Annotated in this window: 18 protein-coding genes; 6 read left to right on the forward strand and 12 right to left on the reverse strand. The window is 41.5% G+C overall.

Going from position 1 to position 16,082, the window contains the following annotated elements; all coding sequences use genetic code 11:
* The first annotated feature begins 195 nt into the window (after positions 1-195).
* Positions 196-342: a hypothetical protein gene (locus tag KGY70_07360; GenBank protein MBS3774986.1), complete on the forward strand. Its 147-nt coding sequence runs from the start codon at positions 196-198 to the stop codon at positions 340-342.
* A 275-nt stretch (positions 343-617) separates the two neighbouring features.
* Here KGY70_07360 and KGY70_07365 read toward each other — a convergent pair whose 3' ends face one another.
* The 8 genes from KGY70_07365 to KGY70_07400 all read right to left on the reverse strand — a co-directional run bounded on the left by KGY70_07365 (position 618) and on the right by KGY70_07400 (position 6,810).
* Complete coding sequence (locus tag KGY70_07365) at positions 618-1,037, reverse strand: GxxExxY protein (protein ID MBS3774987.1); 420 nt, start codon at positions 1,035-1,037, stop codon at positions 618-620.
* A gap of 332 nt (positions 1,038-1,369) precedes the next feature.
* Positions 1,370-1,942 (reverse strand): electron transport complex subunit RsxA, encoded by a 573-nt coding sequence (rsxA, locus tag KGY70_07370; GenBank protein ID MBS3774988.1) that lies wholly within the window; start codon positions 1,940-1,942, stop codon positions 1,370-1,372.
* Positions 1,943-1,945: 3 nt separating this feature from the next.
* A complete protein-coding gene (locus KGY70_07375; protein MBS3774989.1) occupies positions 1,946-2,551 on the reverse strand; it encodes an electron transport complex subunit E in 606 nt (201 codons plus the stop codon).
* Positions 2,548-3,126 carry an RnfABCDGE type electron transport complex subunit G gene (locus tag KGY70_07380; GenBank protein ID MBS3774990.1) on the reverse strand — a complete coding sequence of 193 codons (579 nt, stop codon included), beginning with the start codon at positions 3,124-3,126 and terminating at the stop codon, positions 2,548-2,550. The genes KGY70_07375 and KGY70_07380 overlap by 4 nt, the downstream gene beginning before the upstream one ends.
* Positions 3,119-4,120, reverse strand: a complete 1,002-nt coding sequence (locus tag KGY70_07385) for an RnfABCDGE type electron transport complex subunit D (protein MBS3774991.1) — start codon at positions 4,118-4,120, stop codon at positions 3,119-3,121. Before KGY70_07385 ends, KGY70_07380 begins: the two co-directional genes overlap by 8 nt.
* Positions 4,120-5,454, reverse strand: coding sequence for an electron transport complex subunit RsxC (rsxC, locus tag KGY70_07390; GenBank protein MBS3774992.1), 1,335 nt, complete (start codon positions 5,452-5,454; stop codon positions 4,120-4,122). Before rsxC ends, KGY70_07385 begins: the two co-directional genes overlap by 1 nt.
* A 20-nt stretch (positions 5,455-5,474) precedes the next feature.
* Positions 5,475-6,368 carry a Fe-S cluster domain-containing protein gene (locus KGY70_07395; protein ID MBS3774993.1) on the reverse strand — a complete coding sequence of 298 codons (894 nt, stop codon included), beginning with the start codon at positions 6,366-6,368 and terminating at the stop codon, positions 5,475-5,477.
* A gap of 13 nt (positions 6,369-6,381) precedes the next feature.
* On the reverse strand, positions 6,382-6,810 hold the full coding sequence (locus tag KGY70_07400; GenBank protein MBS3774994.1) for a SoxR reducing system RseC family protein: 429 nt from the start codon (positions 6,808-6,810) through the stop codon (positions 6,382-6,384).
* 292 nt (positions 6,811-7,102) lie between these two features.
* Between KGY70_07400 and KGY70_07405 the strand changes: the two genes are divergently transcribed.
* Positions 7,103-8,188 (forward strand): alanine racemase, encoded by a 1,086-nt coding sequence (locus tag KGY70_07405; protein ID MBS3774995.1) that lies wholly within the window; start codon positions 7,103-7,105, stop codon positions 8,186-8,188.
* A 64-nt stretch (positions 8,189-8,252) separates the two neighbouring features.
* Here KGY70_07405 and KGY70_07410 read toward each other — a convergent pair whose 3' ends face one another.
* Both KGY70_07410 and KGY70_07415 read right to left on the reverse strand, forming a co-directional pair.
* Positions 8,253-9,293: a 2-oxoacid:ferredoxin oxidoreductase subunit beta gene (locus KGY70_07410; protein MBS3774996.1), complete on the reverse strand. Its 1,041-nt coding sequence runs from the start codon at positions 9,291-9,293 to the stop codon at positions 8,253-8,255.
* The gene (locus KGY70_07415; GenBank protein ID MBS3774997.1) at positions 9,286-11,148 is read right to left on the reverse strand and encodes a 2-oxoacid:acceptor oxidoreductase subunit alpha; all 1,863 of its coding nucleotides are present in this window, start codon (positions 11,146-11,148) and stop codon (positions 9,286-9,288) included. Before KGY70_07415 ends, KGY70_07410 begins: the two co-directional genes overlap by 8 nt.
* Before the next feature lie 261 nt (positions 11,149-11,409).
* On the opposite strand from KGY70_07415, the gene KGY70_07420 reads away from it, so the two are divergent.
* From KGY70_07420 to KGY70_07430, 3 genes are all read left to right on the forward strand, one after another.
* Positions 11,410-12,183, forward strand: a complete 774-nt coding sequence (locus KGY70_07420; protein MBS3774998.1) for an ABC transporter permease — start codon at positions 11,410-11,412, stop codon at positions 12,181-12,183.
* Positions 12,184-12,188: 5 nt separating this feature from the next.
* Positions 12,189-12,941: an ATP-binding cassette domain-containing protein gene (locus tag KGY70_07425; protein ID MBS3774999.1), complete on the forward strand. Its 753-nt coding sequence runs from the start codon at positions 12,189-12,191 to the stop codon at positions 12,939-12,941.
* Between the two features lie 146 nt (positions 12,942-13,087).
* Positions 13,088-14,191, forward strand: coding sequence for an MCE family protein (locus tag KGY70_07430; protein MBS3775000.1), 1,104 nt, complete (start codon positions 13,088-13,090; stop codon positions 14,189-14,191).
* Positions 14,192-14,272: 81 nt separating this feature from the next.
* Here KGY70_07430 and KGY70_07435 read toward each other — a convergent pair whose 3' ends face one another.
* Positions 14,273-14,413 (reverse strand): hypothetical protein, encoded by a 141-nt coding sequence (locus KGY70_07435; protein ID MBS3775001.1) that lies wholly within the window; start codon positions 14,411-14,413, stop codon positions 14,273-14,275.
* 44 nt (positions 14,414-14,457) lie between these two features.
* Here KGY70_07435 and KGY70_07440 point away from each other — a divergent pair, with 44 nt between their 5' ends.
* Positions 14,458-14,958 carry a hypothetical protein gene (locus KGY70_07440; GenBank protein MBS3775002.1) on the forward strand — a complete coding sequence of 167 codons (501 nt, stop codon included), beginning with the start codon at positions 14,458-14,460 and terminating at the stop codon, positions 14,956-14,958.
* On the opposite strand, the gene KGY70_07445 is transcribed toward KGY70_07440, so the two are convergent.
* The gene (locus KGY70_07445; GenBank protein ID MBS3775003.1) at positions 14,937-16,001 is read right to left on the reverse strand and encodes a DUF362 domain-containing protein; all 1,065 of its coding nucleotides are present in this window, start codon (positions 15,999-16,001) and stop codon (positions 14,937-14,939) included. The two genes, KGY70_07440 and KGY70_07445, sit on opposite strands and share 22 nt — an antisense overlap.
* Between the last annotated feature and the right edge of the window lie 81 nt (positions 16,002-16,082).

Below are 16,082 nucleotides of genomic sequence, written 5' to 3' on the forward strand. Positions count from 1 at the left end.
CCTCCTGCCATACCACCACACCATGTCCGGCTTATGCTCAAAAACATGAAAACGATAAGGCCCATCAGGAAAAGATTGACTTCCATCAAAACAATCTGACTCTTCACCAACAATAAAATTAAGATAATCAGATATTATTTTTATAATTTTTGAATTTTTTCTAGTTTTGAAATGTAAATTCAAAAATTATTTACGATGAAGAAATTAGCCATTGTTTTGCTTCTTGCTTTTGTTTTGGGTATTACATTTTCATCTTGTAAGAGCCAGAATTGTCCTGCTTATGAAAATGATGTTACTGCAACCACAAATGATAACGCAAGCTTAAACACAAGCTCATCCTGATCATACCGGATCAGACAAACTTGTTTTTATTTTTTCTTTATAACCAATGAATATTGGGGTGAAGGTGTATTTGTTGTATCTCTCCGGGAAAGCAGTCCTGTTTTTATTTCCCTGTCATTGTTTTAAAAGTTATTATAACCTGCATTATCCTTACCGCAGCTTTAGCTGCAAACGAATTTTTCATAGCCTGATGGTATCGTTCTCAAAGTTAAGCAATTTAACTTTTTTTTGAACCACAAAGACACATAGGAAACATAGGAGTTCACATAGATTTATTATTCCTCAGGCAATTCAGAAAACAAATTGTTAACCAAGGTTCTTTGGCCCTCTTTAAAAATATTCACACAATGAAAATTGATTAGAATTCCCTTGGGTTTTTCCAACATTTGCATATACGAAAGCAAGATTGCATCATGGATGGGTAATAATCCTTCCTGCGCCTTTAATTCAACACAAAGAACATCTTCCACTAAAACATCCAGTCTTAATTCTGCTTCCAATTCTAAACCTTTATATTGAAGGGGTACCCATACTTGATTTTTGTAATTAATTCCTCTAATTTTTAATTCTCTCAATAAACATTTTTCATAAATGCTTTCCAGCAGTCCCGGACCTAAATATTTATGTACTTCAATGGCACATCCTATGACTTTATAGGTGAGCTCATCTAAGTATTTCTTTGTTACTTTCCATATTTTTATTATTTCTATGTGTCATCCTATGTATACTATGTACCCCCGCCTGCTACGGGGCAGGTATGTGGTTCAGAAAACAGTATTCCAATAAATCTTTTCGTGTAGCCTAAACCAAATATCATTCTAAATATATAAGAACTTTTGTTCCTAAAATTATTTTATTGAACACACATATAGGAAAGATAAGATTTCACATAGATTTATCATTTGTCAAAACTTTGCTAAAAAAACAAAATTTTTAGAAGTGATAGCATAAATTTTTATAAATATGAAAAAAATTTAGTTCACCTAAGTCGCTGTCGGAGATAGGAATAATTCTTGAATTATTCGGGCTAAACGATACCGGAAAAGCCCATAAATGCCAATGATAGCAGGCCAGCCACAATAAAGGCAATAGGGCCCCCTTGCATTGGCTTGGGTACATTCATCAATTCAAGATGTTCGCGAATGCCTGCGAAAATGATCAGGGCCAGGCCAAAACCAAGGGCATTTGACAGGCCAAAAACAACAGTTTCCAGCAGGTTATAATCATTCTGAACCGCCAGCAGAGCCACGCCGAGAATTGCGCAATTGGTAGTCATCAGGGGTAAGAATATCCCAAGTGCCTGATAAATCGGAGGGCTCACTTTCTTGAGGACGATCTCGACAAGCTGAACCAGAGAGGCAATCACCAGAATAAAGGTGATGGTTTGCATGAAGCTGATGTTCAGCGGCACCAATATATAATTTTGCAACAGGTAAGTAATGATGGTTGCCATGGTCATTACAAAGGTCACAGCCCCTGCCATTCCGATGGCTGTTTCCACTTTGCCTGAAACACCGATAAAAGGGCAAAGCCCCAAAAACCTGTTTAAAACGATGTTGTTAACAAAAACTGCCGATATAATGATAGCGATATATTCCATAGCCTAGTAAATTTTCTTTTTTAGTTTGTCTGCCAACATGATCAGATAGCCAAGAGCCAGAAATGCTCCGGGTGCCAGTACAAAAACAAGCATTCCGTCGCCCTGGTAGATGGACAATTCTATAACATCCGGTATAAGGGTGAATGTACCGCTTCCCAGAATTTCTCTTACACCACCAAGTATGGTTAGCGCAAATGCAAATCCCAGACCCATTCCCAGGCCGTCGATGACAGAGGAAAATATGTCATTTTTGGATGCAAAAGCTTCAGAGCGACCCAGAACAAAACAGTTCACCACGATAAGCGGAATGAAAATTCCCAGGGCCTCGTATAGATCGGGTACAAAAGCCTGGGTAAGCATCTGCACTATGGTAACGAATGAAGCAATAACCACAATAAAGGTTGGTATTCTTACCTTTGGGGGTATTTGATTTTTGATGATGGAGACCACCAGATTCGACATAACTACTACAAATGTGGTGGCCAAACCCATGCCCAATCCGTTATAAGCAGACGTAGTCACTGCCAGCGTAGGGCAAAGACCGAGGTATAATGCAAAGACCGGATTGTCTTTTATGAAACCTTTGCTGAAATTTTTCCATTGGTTCATTTTAAACCTCCTTTCTGAAATGCTTTATAGGCTTTTTGCACTGCATCGCAGTAAGCCCTTGATGATATGGTAGCAGCAGTGATGGCATCCACATCTCCTCCATCCTTTTGAACCTGCAAATCGAAGTTATCCGGATTTTTTCCGTTAAATTGGGTGCTCCAGTCCGACTTGGCTTTTTCTATTTTATCACCCAAGCCGGGAGTTTCTGCATGCTCCAGCACAGAAATGTTATTAATGGTACCGTCGGCATTGAAGCCTACCATTATTCTGATTCTTCCGCTATAACCCTGTTCGGTAAATGAAGAAACCGCCAATCCAACAAGGTTACCATCTTGTTTTGCCGGGTATACCTGCAGGCTGTCGCCTTCCACCGGAACCTTATAAGACTCATTATTCGGTTGATTGGTAAATTCTGGTACCACCTGCCGAATGGCCGTATTTCTTGCCCTCATCCTGGCTTCGGCTATCGGTTCCCGGGTTAATTCATAAATAAAGCCTAATGTAGTGGATGCTACAAGCGTAACAAGAAACAGAGTTAGAACCATGTTTTTAAAAGTAGACTCCTTATTAGCCATATTGCACCTCCTCTCCGAATCGCCCGGGTTTTGTATATCTGTTCAAGATGGGGACCAATGCATTCATAATAAGAATGGCAAAGGAAACACCTTCGGGGTATGAACCAAAGACCCGGATGATCACTGTTAGCAATCCTATGCCCACACCGTAAATCCATTTGGCTTTGGTGGTCATAGGGGACGTTACATAATCTGTGGCCATAAAAATGGCACCCAGCAGAACCCCTCCGGTAAGAATGTGGAACAGGGGATCAGCATACTGAGTAGGATCAGCCAGCCACAAAATACCTGAGAATAGGCCTACTGTCAATACATTTGAAACGGGTATATGCCAGGAGATAACCCTGAAATATAACAACAGCAGGAAACCTATAATAAGGGCTATACCCGACATTTCCCCAAGTGAGCCACCCATTTGCCCTAAAAAAAGCTCTGAATAATCCGGCACTTGTTCCATAACCTTTGTCATAGGAGTATCCCCACTTTCCTGTAATATACCAAGAGGGGTAGCGCCGGTTTGAGCATCAACATAATTGGTGTTGAAGCCTTTTGGTGTCGGCCAGCTCGTCATTTGAACCGGAAAGGAGATCAAAAGGAAAACCCTTCCTACAAGAGCCGGGTTAAAAGGGTTGGTTCCCAAACCCCCGAATGACATTTTTCCTATTCCAATAGATACGAGGGCGCCAATAATAATGATGCCCACGGGTAAATTTGCAGGTACGTTAAATGCCAGAAGCAAACCGGTCACCAGGGCTGAACCATCGGTAACGGTTGGATTTTGTTTCAGAAGAAATTTTTGTATCAGATACTCAAAACCAATGCACGATAATACGGAAACCAGTGTAACGATGATGGCCCCGATCCCGAAGGAAATTACAGACCATGCCAGTACGGGCAACAGGGCAATCACCACTCCATACATGAGTTTCCTTACACTGGTATTCTCAAATACGTGCGGTGATGGAGAAACTGTTAATACCTTATTGTTAGCCATTACTTATCTTTTCTGTTTCGTAGGATTTGATTCACGTTTGTTTTTCCGAGTCTGATATAATCGAGTAAAGGCACACGTGCCGGACATGTAAAACTGCAGGAACCACATTCCATACAGTCCATTATAGCATTGTCTTCGCATTCTTCATAGCGCTCGAGCTGAGCCAGTTGTTTAAGCAGGTAGGGTTCAAGACCCATAGGACAAACATCCACACACTTGCCGCATCGGATACAGTTGAATTCTTCATCCCTATAGGCGTCTTTTTCAGGAATTACCAGTATCCCTGAAGTCCCTTTAACAACAGGGACATCTAAAGAACTTAGGGCTTTACCCATCATCGGGCCTCCGCCGACCACCTTTCCGGTATCTTCAGGCAGGCCACCGGCGGCTTCTATCAAGTCCCTAACAGGAGTACCTATCCTAACCAGGAAGTTGGAGGGTTTTGAAAGGGACTTCCCGGTGACCGTCACTACCCTTTCAACCAGGGGTTTGTTTTTTTGTACGGCTTCATAAGCTGCCAGGGAAGTACCTACATTGTGTACAACCACACCCACATCCAGAGGTAATCCTCCCGAGGGAACCTCGCGGTTCAGCAATGCCTTTATCAATTGCTTTTCACCTCCCTGAGGATATTTAACTTTAAGGGGATATACCTCAATGTTTTCCTCTTTGCTTACAAGATGACTGACATGTTCTATAGCATCAGGCTTGTTATGCTCTATGCCAATAAGTACATGGTTAACCCCCAGGGCTTTTTTTAACAGCTTGATGCCCACCAGCATTTCTTCACCCCGTTCGAGCATAACGCGATGATCGGAGGTAAGATAAGGTTCACATTCTACTCCATTAATCACCAGGGTATCGATCTTTTTGCCTTCGGGAACGCTTAATTTAACATGGGAGGGAAAAGTGGCGCCTCCCATTCCTACGATCCCTCCCTGAAGTATCTTATCAACAATTTCCTGGCTGCTTAAGGAGCAATCTCTTATGATCTCCGAACCTGTATCGATGCTGTCATTCCATTCATCATCTTCAACATCAATAATCACTGCGGGTTTTTTAAATCCGGTTGTATCAATAATTTCACCTACTTTTGAAACCGTCCCGGAAACGGATGAATGGATGTTAGAGGAGACAAAACCCTGACTTTCGGCAATAATATCCCCTGTTTTAACCTTATCTTTCTTCTTGACAACCGGTTTTGAGGGGGCACCAATATGCTGGGCTATAGGTATGGAAACTTGTTTGGGTAATCCCAGGTTTTCTATGGGTTTATTCGCAGAAAATTTATTTTCCGGAGGATGTACCCCACCTTTTGAAAATGTTTGTAACACTTGCATCCTATACTCCTTTTTTAATCAATGTTTTTGTTCTCTTTTTTACTTTCGGACTGCACCGGTTCAGATTGTTCTTTGTTTTTCTTTTTTCTTGGCGGAAATCCCACTTCCAAAATTGCATTAGTAGGGCATTCAGGCACACACTTTCTGCAAAGTTTACATTTATTGGGATCAATATAGGCCAGGTTATTTTCAAGCGTAATGGCATCAAAGGGACAAACCTTTACACATTTGCCACAGCCAATACAGGCAACCTTACATGCTTTTCTGGCCACTCCGCCTTTATCCTGATTGACACACGAAACATAGATTTTCCTGTCTTTTTTGTTTCGTTTTCTCAGTTCGATGATATCGCGGGGGCAAGCTTCCACACAGGCACCACATGCAGTACAATTGTTATCGATGACGTAGGGCAGACCGGTTTGATTGTTCATAAAAATGGCTTCAAAGTCGCATGCATCCACACAATCGCCTTTCCCCAGGCAACCGTAGTGGCATGCCGTCTCTCCTCCGTACAGGGTGTTTTCAATTGTACAGCTAGCTGGTCCATCGTAACGGGTAATTGCAGGTGCATTCTCAAAAGAACCGGCGCACCTGACAACTGCCACCAGTGGGTCTTTCTCCTCAATCTCCTGCCCCATAATCTCAGCCACTTTTTGCATGGTTTCATTTCCCCCAACAGGGCAGTACAATTCCGATAAATCATCTGCTTTGACCACAGATTCTGCAAAAGCACGGCAACCCGGATAGCCGCAAGCACCACAGTTTGCCCCAGGCAAAGCATCTTCAACTTCACCTATGCGGGGATCTTCGTATACCTTAAATTTCCGGGCTGCCATATACAAGATAATTGCTGCCACAGCTCCCAGTCCACTTAAGGATACAATGGTATATATGACTGTAGTTGACATAATAAAAATTGATTTAGCTTATCTTCTGTAAATAAAATGTAAATGCCTTCTGAAAATAATTTCTTCTGTGATATATAATCATATAATAGGGTACAAGTATGCCCAGTGATGATAATCCTGCTACAACTTCATTGTGGAATATGGCCGAAAATGAAAACAAAGCAAATAACAAAAGCAGGAAAGGCAAAACATATCCGAAGAATAAAGCTTTAAAGCCCAACGATTGTTTGAGCAAAACCCTGACTTCTTCTCCTTTATTAAACCTTCCGCTGTTATCAATCACCTCAACTTCTTTTTCTTCCATATTTGAGGCTGAACATACACTCTTAGCGTGACATTGGGCGCATGCACTCATTGTCACAAAGTGTACCCTTATTCTGTTCCCTTCAATGGCGTCAATTCGACCCTTATGCTCAATCACATCCTGTGCCATATGATTCATCTAACACTTCAAACAGAGTACAAATTTACGGATGTTTGAAAAATAACAGATGATATATAACATCTTTACAGACCTGTAAGATTATTTAGAAAGAATCTAAATAATTAATTCGGGAAATGTTCACATTACCTGGTAAAATAATCAACCTTATGGAATAGAATGCTCAAAATATGTTGATTATAAAAAAATTATAAAAACAGGAAAATTATCCTTTATATATTGGATCTTTAATTATTAATTTTGGATGAAAACAGGAAACAATTCCAACAAGCCAAATTAACATCAGGGAAACATGAGACTCATAAAACCTACACTTCTCATCGATAAGGAGAAATGTTTCAATAACATTGAAAGAATGGCCGATAAAGCCCAAAGGCACAATCTTATCTTTCGCCCTCATTTCAAAACACATCAATCGGAAACTGTAGGAAGATGGTTTGCAGAATACGGCGTCAGTAAGATCACCGTTTCTTCAGTGGATATGGCGGTGAAGTTTGCTCAGGATGGCTGGAAAGACATCACCATCGCCTTTCCTTTAAATATTAATGAGATTGAGACAATCAACACATTGGCTAAGGATATCACGCTCCGGTTAACATTGTTAAACCAGGAAAGCATCAACGCACTAAACAAAGAAATGAGTTCGGAAGTCGGTGTTTTTGTTAAAATCGATACCGGAAACAGGAGAACGGGTATTCCTTATGAAAATATAAATGAGATTGTCAACCTGAAAGAAAAGATATACAAAGCCCCGAAACTTCATTTTAAAGGTTTGTTGACCCATGCGGGGCATACGTATCAGGCCGCATCCACGGAAGAGATATTGAAGATACATAAGGAAACAAGGGACCGGCTGGTGGGGGTTAAAGATCAGATTGCAGGGTCGGACGAGGAAGTTATTATTTCGGTGGGAGACACCCCTTCGTGCAGTTTGGCAGATGACTTTGAGGGTATTTCAGAAATCCGGCCGGGGAATTTTGTATTCTTTGATCTTCAGCAATATAAACTTAATGCCTGTTCACTGGAGGACATTGCCGTTTGTTTGGCCTGTCCGGTAGTAGCCAAACATGAGGACAGAAATGAGATCGTTGTTCATGGAGGAGCGGTGCATCTGTCTAAAGACAAATGTATCGAAGGGGAGAAATCCATTTACGGATACGGTGTGATGTTAAACAGCAAAGGCTGGATTATTCCGGAGGAAAAGATCATCCTGGGAAAATTATCGCAGGAACATGGCACCTTTTATGTACATCCCAACACCATGAAAAAGTTTGACATTGGAGATTTTATAGGCGTATTACCGTCTCACTCATGTCTTACGGCTCATTGTATGGGGTCTTTTCAGGATGTGGTAACCGGAGAAAGGATATTTTCCTGATTCTATGAAGAAAGGGGCTCGTTTTCTTCATTTTGGTAATGCAAATAGGCGTTAAAGGATCATCCTATTTCACTTCCCATGTATTTCCGCTGTGCAGCAGATCATCCACACAACCGAATTCGGATTGTTCTTTTACCTGTCTGATTTGATTCTCTAATTTCCTTTCATAAGTTTCGTCCTTCACAGCCCTTATTACACCCACTGCAACAGGATAATTCGGATACTGCATATTTGCAAGCATCAGATGGATACCCGGGTCTTTGAGGGTGGCATCATGAACCAGCAGATCATCTTCGGTATACCCATCTTTACCCAATTCAACAACTTTAAGTTTTAAGCCTTCCAATACAATACCCTTATCGCGGTTTTTTCCAAATATCATGGGCTCTCCGTGCCTTAGCACAATCTGCCTGTCCTCTTTATATTTTTTGTTGGTAATCTCGGCATGGGTTTTATCATTGTATATTACGCAATTCTGGGCAATTTCAACTACCGAGGTTCCTTTATGCTTTTCGGCCTCCAGAAAGATCTCCTGGTTCAGGTTCATATTGGTATCCACCGAACGGGCGAAAAATCTACCCTGGGCGCCAATAATCAGTTCGCCGGGATGAAATGGATTTTCAATGGTACCGTAGGGCGAACTTTTGGTTTTTGCCCCTAGCTTTGAGGTGGGAGAATACTGACCTTTTGTAAGGCCATAGATTTCGTTATTAAAAATGACGATATTGATATCGACGTTTCTTCGAACAGCATGAATCAGATGGTTTCCGCCTATGGCCATGGAATCCCCGTCACCAGTTATTTGCCAGACACTAAGATCGGGATTGGCCGTTTTGGTACCGGAGGCTATGGCTGTAGCTCTGCCGTGTATTCCATGAAAACCATACGTATTCATGTAATAGGGAAATCTGGAAGAACATCCGATCCCTGATATAAAGGCAAATTTTTCTCTGGGAATACCCATGTGGGGTAAAGCTTTCTGAATGGCATTCATGATGGCGTGATTACCACAGCCCGGACACCATCTGACTTCCTGGTCACTTTTGAAATCTTTGGGTGAAGGCGAGGTTTCTTTTGTATCAATGTATTTTGTGTTTTCAGCCATAATGATTCACCTCCACGAGTTTTTTAACGTGTTCTTTAATTTCTATGGTTGTGAAAGGTTGGCCCTGTATTTTATTATACTTTAAATAATTGAATTTGGGATGGTTCATTCTGAGATAATCCATAAACTGACCCCGGTTTAGCTCGCAGACGAGGATTTTGTCAAATCTGTTAAAAATGTCCCCGGTATTTGCCGGCAGGGGTTTGATGTAATTAAACTGGGCCAGACCAATTTTCAGTGCTTCTTCTTTTCTTAATTCATCCAGGGCAGTTTTAAGGTGGCCGTAGGTACCTCCCCAGCCTACCAGAAGCAGGTCACCTTCCTGGCTACCTTCCACTTGCTGGTTGGGAACATCCCTTACTACCCGGTTTACTTTTTCCTCCCTTAGATATACCATTTTCTCATGATTTTGAGGGTCGTGAGACACAGAACCAGTCAGCTCGTCTTTTTCAAGACCTCCAATGCGATGCTCGTAACCCGGTGTTCCTGCAATAGCCCAGGTGCGGGCTAGTTTTTCCGGATCACGGGCATAAGGCATCCACTCTTTCTCTCCCCGTGGAACAATGGGTGGTTTAATATTAGGGTAATCGCTCATTTGAGGTATTTTCCAGGGCTCTGAACCATTGGCCAGAAAACCATCCGTCAGAAGTATTACCGGCACCATATGTTCAAGGGCGATCTTAGCGGCTGTAAATGCGTAATGGAAGCAATTGGAAGGTGTTGTTGCAGCAAGAACGACCAACGGGCTTTCTCCGTTTCTCCCGTAAAGAGCCTGCGTTAGGTCCGACTGCTCAGGTTTAGTGGGCAGGCCGGTAGAAGGCCCGCCTCTTTGTACATCTACAATTATGATAGGCAGCTCGGTCATTATGGCCAGCCCGATGGCTTCCGATTTAAGTGCCAGGCCCGGTCCTGAAGTGGTGGTGACGGCAAGTGAACCGGCAAAGCTTGCACCCAAGGCAGTACAGATACCGGCAATTTCATCCTCCGCCTGAAAAGTCTTGACACCAAAATCTCTTCTTAAAGCCAATTCATGTAAAATTTCAGAGGCCGGAGTAATGGGGTAGGAACCACAGAAAAGTTCCAGGTCTGATTTTTCAGAAGCTGCAATCAAGCCCCATGCTGTGGCCTTATTGCCATCTATATTTCTATAGGTGCCCTTTTCGATTTCGGCCGGACTGATTTTATAGGTTGGAGTCAGAAGTTCAACGGTTTCAGCATAATGATAACCTGCTTCCAGCACTCTTTTATTCGCTTCGATTATTTTGGGCTGATTTTCGAATTTTCTCTCAAAAAACTGCTCGGTATATTTCAGCGGTCTTTCAAACAACCAGTAAACCATACCCAAAGCAAACATGTTTTTGCTCCTGAGTATGCTTTTCTGATCCAAATCCAGGTTCTTCAATGCTTCCTTTGTGAGGGTGGTGATGGGCGCCTTTATGATATTAAATTCTTCCAGGTGGTCTTCTTTAATGGGATCATTGGTCTCATATCCCGCTTTTTTAAGTCCGCGTGGTGTAAAGCTGTCTTCGTCCAATATGATGGTACCTCCGGATTTTACCCATTTGGCATTGGCTTTTAAGGCCGCCGGATTCATTGCCACCAAAACATCTGCGTAATCCCCGGGCGTATTAACCTGCCGGTGGCCAAAGTGGACCTGAAAACCTGAGACTCCTCCGATAGTTCCCTGTGGAGCTCTGATTTCAGACGGGTAGTCGGGAAATGTAGATAGATCATTTCCCAGAAAAGCGGAAGTGTCAGAAAAAAGTGTACCCGTTAACTGCATGCCATCGCCTGAATCTCCTGCAAACCGAACCACTACCTCTTCACGTTCAATGACATCTTGTTTTTTATCCATATTTTGTAATTTAGCACGTTGTATCAATGATCCGATCTGTTTATGATACAAAATTAAGCAATGTTGGTAAATTATGATCTAAAATTCAGAAAATCTCGCTTCATAGAATATGATTTTTCTCATGATTTATTTTCAGTTATTTAGCTTAATTATTGTAGATTACATAAGACTTTAAATATAGCATCAAAATCCAATATTTTATTATTTTTGAACAGTTGGATCGAGTAATGATGCGATCAATTATTAATCGTTTAAAATTCAATGAGTAACGGACAGGAAACCAACATATTATCTGATTTATCCGGTTTGGCTAAATTTACGGTGAAGGTAGTTAAAGAGCTTACCAAACCTCCCTTTGAGCATAGGGAATTGATGAGGCAATGTTATATTCTAGGTTACACTACACTCCCTCTTATCCTGGTGACTGGCTTTATTTTGGGTCTGGTGATGACCTTGCAGTCGCGTCCGATTATGGTGAGTTTTGGTGCCGAATCTTTGTTGCCGAGCATGATTTCTGTTTCCATTGTCAGAGAAATAGGCCCCGTCGTTACAGCCCTTATTTGTGCGGGAAAAATTGGCTCGGGGATCGGCGCTGAACTGGGATCAATGAAAGTAACCGAGCAAATTGATGCCATGGAGGTATCCGGCACAAATCCAATGAAATATCTGGTAGCTACACGGGTCCTTGCCACCACCCTTATGCTTCCCATTCTGGTGTTTTTCGCCGATGCTGTTGCATTTGCCGGTTCATATATTGCGGTCAATCTGGCCGGTGATATTTCCCTTCACCTGTTTATTAACGGTGCCTTTGCCCCCCTGCATTATTATGATGTGATTCCTGCTACAATAAAAACATTCATTTTTGGGTTTTCAATTGGGGCAATAGGTTCCTATAAAGGTTATACGGCAGGCTTCGGTACGGAAAGTGTGGGGAGAGCCTCCAACGCAGCAGTGGTAATTTCTTCCGTAGCAATATTCGTGATTGATCTGCTGGTTGTTGAGATACAACACTCACTGGAAATACTGCAATTTTAAAAACTATGGAGAATCGGTCACATTACAACAAATCAACGGTTGTCAATATAAAAAACCTGAAAAAAAGTTTTACGAATAATCAGGTACTGGAAAACATTAATCTGAAAATCACCAGAGGAGAAAATGCAGTAATAATTGGAAAATCGGGAATAGGGAAATCTGTGTTGATTAAGTGTATGGTTAGGCTTTTTAAACCGGATGAGGGGACAATTGAAGTATTTGGCAAAGATGTTTCCAGTCTGAATGAAATGGAACTAAGCAGGGTCCGAAAAAGAATCGGGTTTCTTTTTCAGGGCAATGCCCTGTACGACAGTATGACAGTTAGAGAAAACCTGGAGTTTCCGCTAATAAGGAATAAGCTGGTTGAAAAGAAAGAGGAACTCGATGCCAGGGTTTACGAAGCGCTTGATAATGTAGGTCTGAGAAGTGCGGTGGACTTGCTTCCCAGTGAACTTTCCGGTGGAATGAAAAAACGGATCGGACTGGCCAGAACCCTTATACTTGAACCTGAGATTATTCTATACGATGAACCCACCACGGGTCTGGATCCCATTACTTCTAAAGAAATCAGCAACCTGATAATCAATCTTCAGGAAAAGTACCATACCACATCCGTCATCATAACCCACGATATTAGCTGTGTGAAGTTAACAGCCAATATTATCCACGTAATAAGAGATGGTAGGATATATAAATCAGGTAAATACAATGAGCTTAAAGCGAGTGAGGATCCCTGGATTTTCGATTTTTTTAATTAAATCAATTCAATTATGAAACCCGCATACGGTGCCCTTCACAACAAGCACATGATTAACATGCGGGTTCCATGGCGAGACAAGCAAAGTTTGTGAATTTGGCATGTAAATTAATTTGAAATGCAAACCTTTAATAAACTGTTACACGAATGAAATTAACGATAGGAAAAAGCATACGGCTTGGAGTTTTTATTATCGTTGGCATCACCATTTTTGCCTCTGCCATATATATAATTGGCAAACAACGGCATTTATTTGGAAATACTTTTACGGTGAGCGGCGTTTTTAAGAATGTAAGCGGCCTAAAGGTAGGAAATAATGTACGGTACTCGGGAATTAATGTCGGTAGCGTATCCAACATTCAGCTAATCAATGATACCCTTGTCCAGGTCCAGGTTACACTCGAAACAAAGGTTCATCAGTTTATCCGTGAGGATTCCAGGATGGAGATAAAAACCGAAGGAGTGATGGGCAATAAAGTTGTAACCATAACTTCAGGAACACCTTCAGAGCCGGTTGTAGATGAAGGAGCCATCCTCGGAACAATAGAAGCGGTCAAAATGGATGACATACTTGAAGAACTTGACAAATCAAGTGGCCATGCCACGGTGATCACAAAGAATCTTGCGGATATCACTACCAAAATCAACAGAGGTGAAGGCATTTTCGGGAGTCTTTTTGCGGATACCGCATTTTCGAACAATTTGAACAGGATTAGTAACAATACTGCAACATTAACGGAGAATTTCAGTTCAATTACCGAAAAGATCAACCAGGAACAGGGGGTGTTTGGTAAAATGCTCTCTGATACTGTGCTTGCCGATCAATTCGATCAGGCGGGAAACAATATGCTTCAGTCAACTGAAAATTTACAGGAGATCACCCGTAAAATCAATAAAGGTGAAGGGGTTTTCGGCAAGATGTTCACCGATACGTCTTTTACACGGAACCTTGATTCGGTTTCCAGAAATTTGACCCATACTGCCCGGAGAACCAGAGATATTTCCGATAATCTTGCGGAATTTACAGGCAATATGAGAACCGGTAGAGGATTAATAAATAAATTATTAACAGACAGTGTTTTTGCTAAAAGAATCGACAGCACCCTTCGAAGTATAGACAAAAGTGCCAGGGAGCTTGACCAGGCAGCCGAAACAGTAAGAAAGAACTGGTTTATAAGAACTTTTTCGAGCAAGAAGGAGGAAGAAGAAAAACCGGATGAGAACAAACAGGAAAATGAAGAAGAGCAATAACATCCGGCGAAACCGCACAATAAAACAGGAAAAAACAAACTGCCGCTGTCGGAGACAGGAATAATTCTTGAATTATTTGGTTTAAAGATGGTTGCAGATGCATTTTTCGCCGGGAGTAGATAACAAATTCAGATAACCAACCTTTTCACTGACCTCCTGGAAATGCTTCTCCAGTTTTTGTGTTTTTTCCTGTTCCTTGACTTTTATTGATAAAAAATCCATTATTATTAAATTCGCGTAGCCTATTTTAACTAAATGTATAATTTATGTCATTCTCATATACTGCGCAGGTATTAATTGGTCAATCTAATCTTGACAATGGAGGTGTTATTCCTGAATACCAGTTGTTCCTTTCTGAAGGCAATGAAACCCTTCTGCTTATGAAAGAACTGAAGGGAACCAACGAATGGTTGTGGTACCCAAGCAGAGACTGCATACTGGATGATATTTTTTTGATGATCGCCAGTATTGTGTTTCGGGAAATCAAAGTGGAACATCCTGAAGAAATGTCTCTTATGGATCATTATACAGAAAAAGAACGTTTTGATTTTTATGAACTGGTAAAAGGAAGATCCCGGTACTGGGATAAAAAAATATTTCTGAACATCTTTGATTCGAGTCCTGTTGATGATCAACTGGAATACATAAAGGAATATAATTGTGATGTGGAGATAACAAAAACCCAATATCTCCGGGAATCTGATCCTCATTCAGGGAAGATCAATGAAAAAGGTTCTGTTTTCCCTTATAATTCAACCAGTTTGTAATCATTTGTTCCCAGCCCGATCTGGCCGGCATGGTCAAGCTGTATTGTGGGATTCAGATGGGGATAAAACTCAACAAATGGATCATTGCCATTATTTGCTTTTTTTACCAGATCATGCGAAGCCCTGTCAATTGCTACAGGGTCGGTGGATGCCAGGAAACCAATGTCAGGAACCAGCGGTTCATCATTTGCCGGGTCGCAGTCACACCCGGGAGCCACATTGGTGATGACATTAACATACAACATTTTTTCACCAAAATTCTGTTTCACGCCGTAGGCATATTCAGCCATTTTTTTCTGAATATTTTCCGACGAAGCATTCCAGTTGATTTCTATAGCTCCTTCAGGACAGACCCCAATACAACGGGCACATCCGACACAATTCTCTGTAATGTATGCTTTTTTGCCGATTTCAATGGCCTGCTCCTGGCAGTACTCTATACATTGTGCACACGCGGTGCACTTTTCCTGGTTTACGGATGGTCTTGATACGGAATGCATATCCAGCTTGCCTTGTCTGCTGGCACAACCCATTGAAAGATTCTTGATGGCCCCGCCAATACCTGTAAGCTCATGACCTTTGAAATGGCTTACACACATTATTCCGTCTGCATTGATTATATCGGAAGCCAGATGTACTTTATCAGAAAGTGATAAATTGACTTCCACTTCAACACTGTTCTCCCCTCTGAGTCCATCCGCTATAACTGTAGGTACCTGTAAGGTTGAATAACCAAAACCGTTCCAGTTTGCGCAGTAAAGATGATCCACCGTATTGGTGCGCATGCCCACATAAAGCGTATTGGTATCGGTAAGATAAGGCCGGGTATTCATTTCCTTAAGTGCTCCAATGACAGGCCTTAAAAATACAGGCCTTAGAAATGCTGTATTTCCAAGCTCCCCGAAATGTACCTTCACCGCTATTAATTGTTGTTCTTCATAAGTTCCCCTGACATTGATCTTTTTTAATAATTTATTGATTTTGTGTAGCGGGCTTTTATGCGTTTTATTTTTTAATGATGAAAAAAATACCTCTTGTGCCATACCTTCTGTTTTTGTGTTATTAACAAACGGATGCAAAGATAAAAATACGCTAAGAATAAAAAAATGGCGCCGGTATAAATA

It is taken from the genome of Bacteroidales bacterium (assembly GCA_018334875.1).
Taxonomy (GTDB): Bacteria; Bacteroidota; Bacteroidia; order Bacteroidales; family UBA12077; genus JAGXLC01.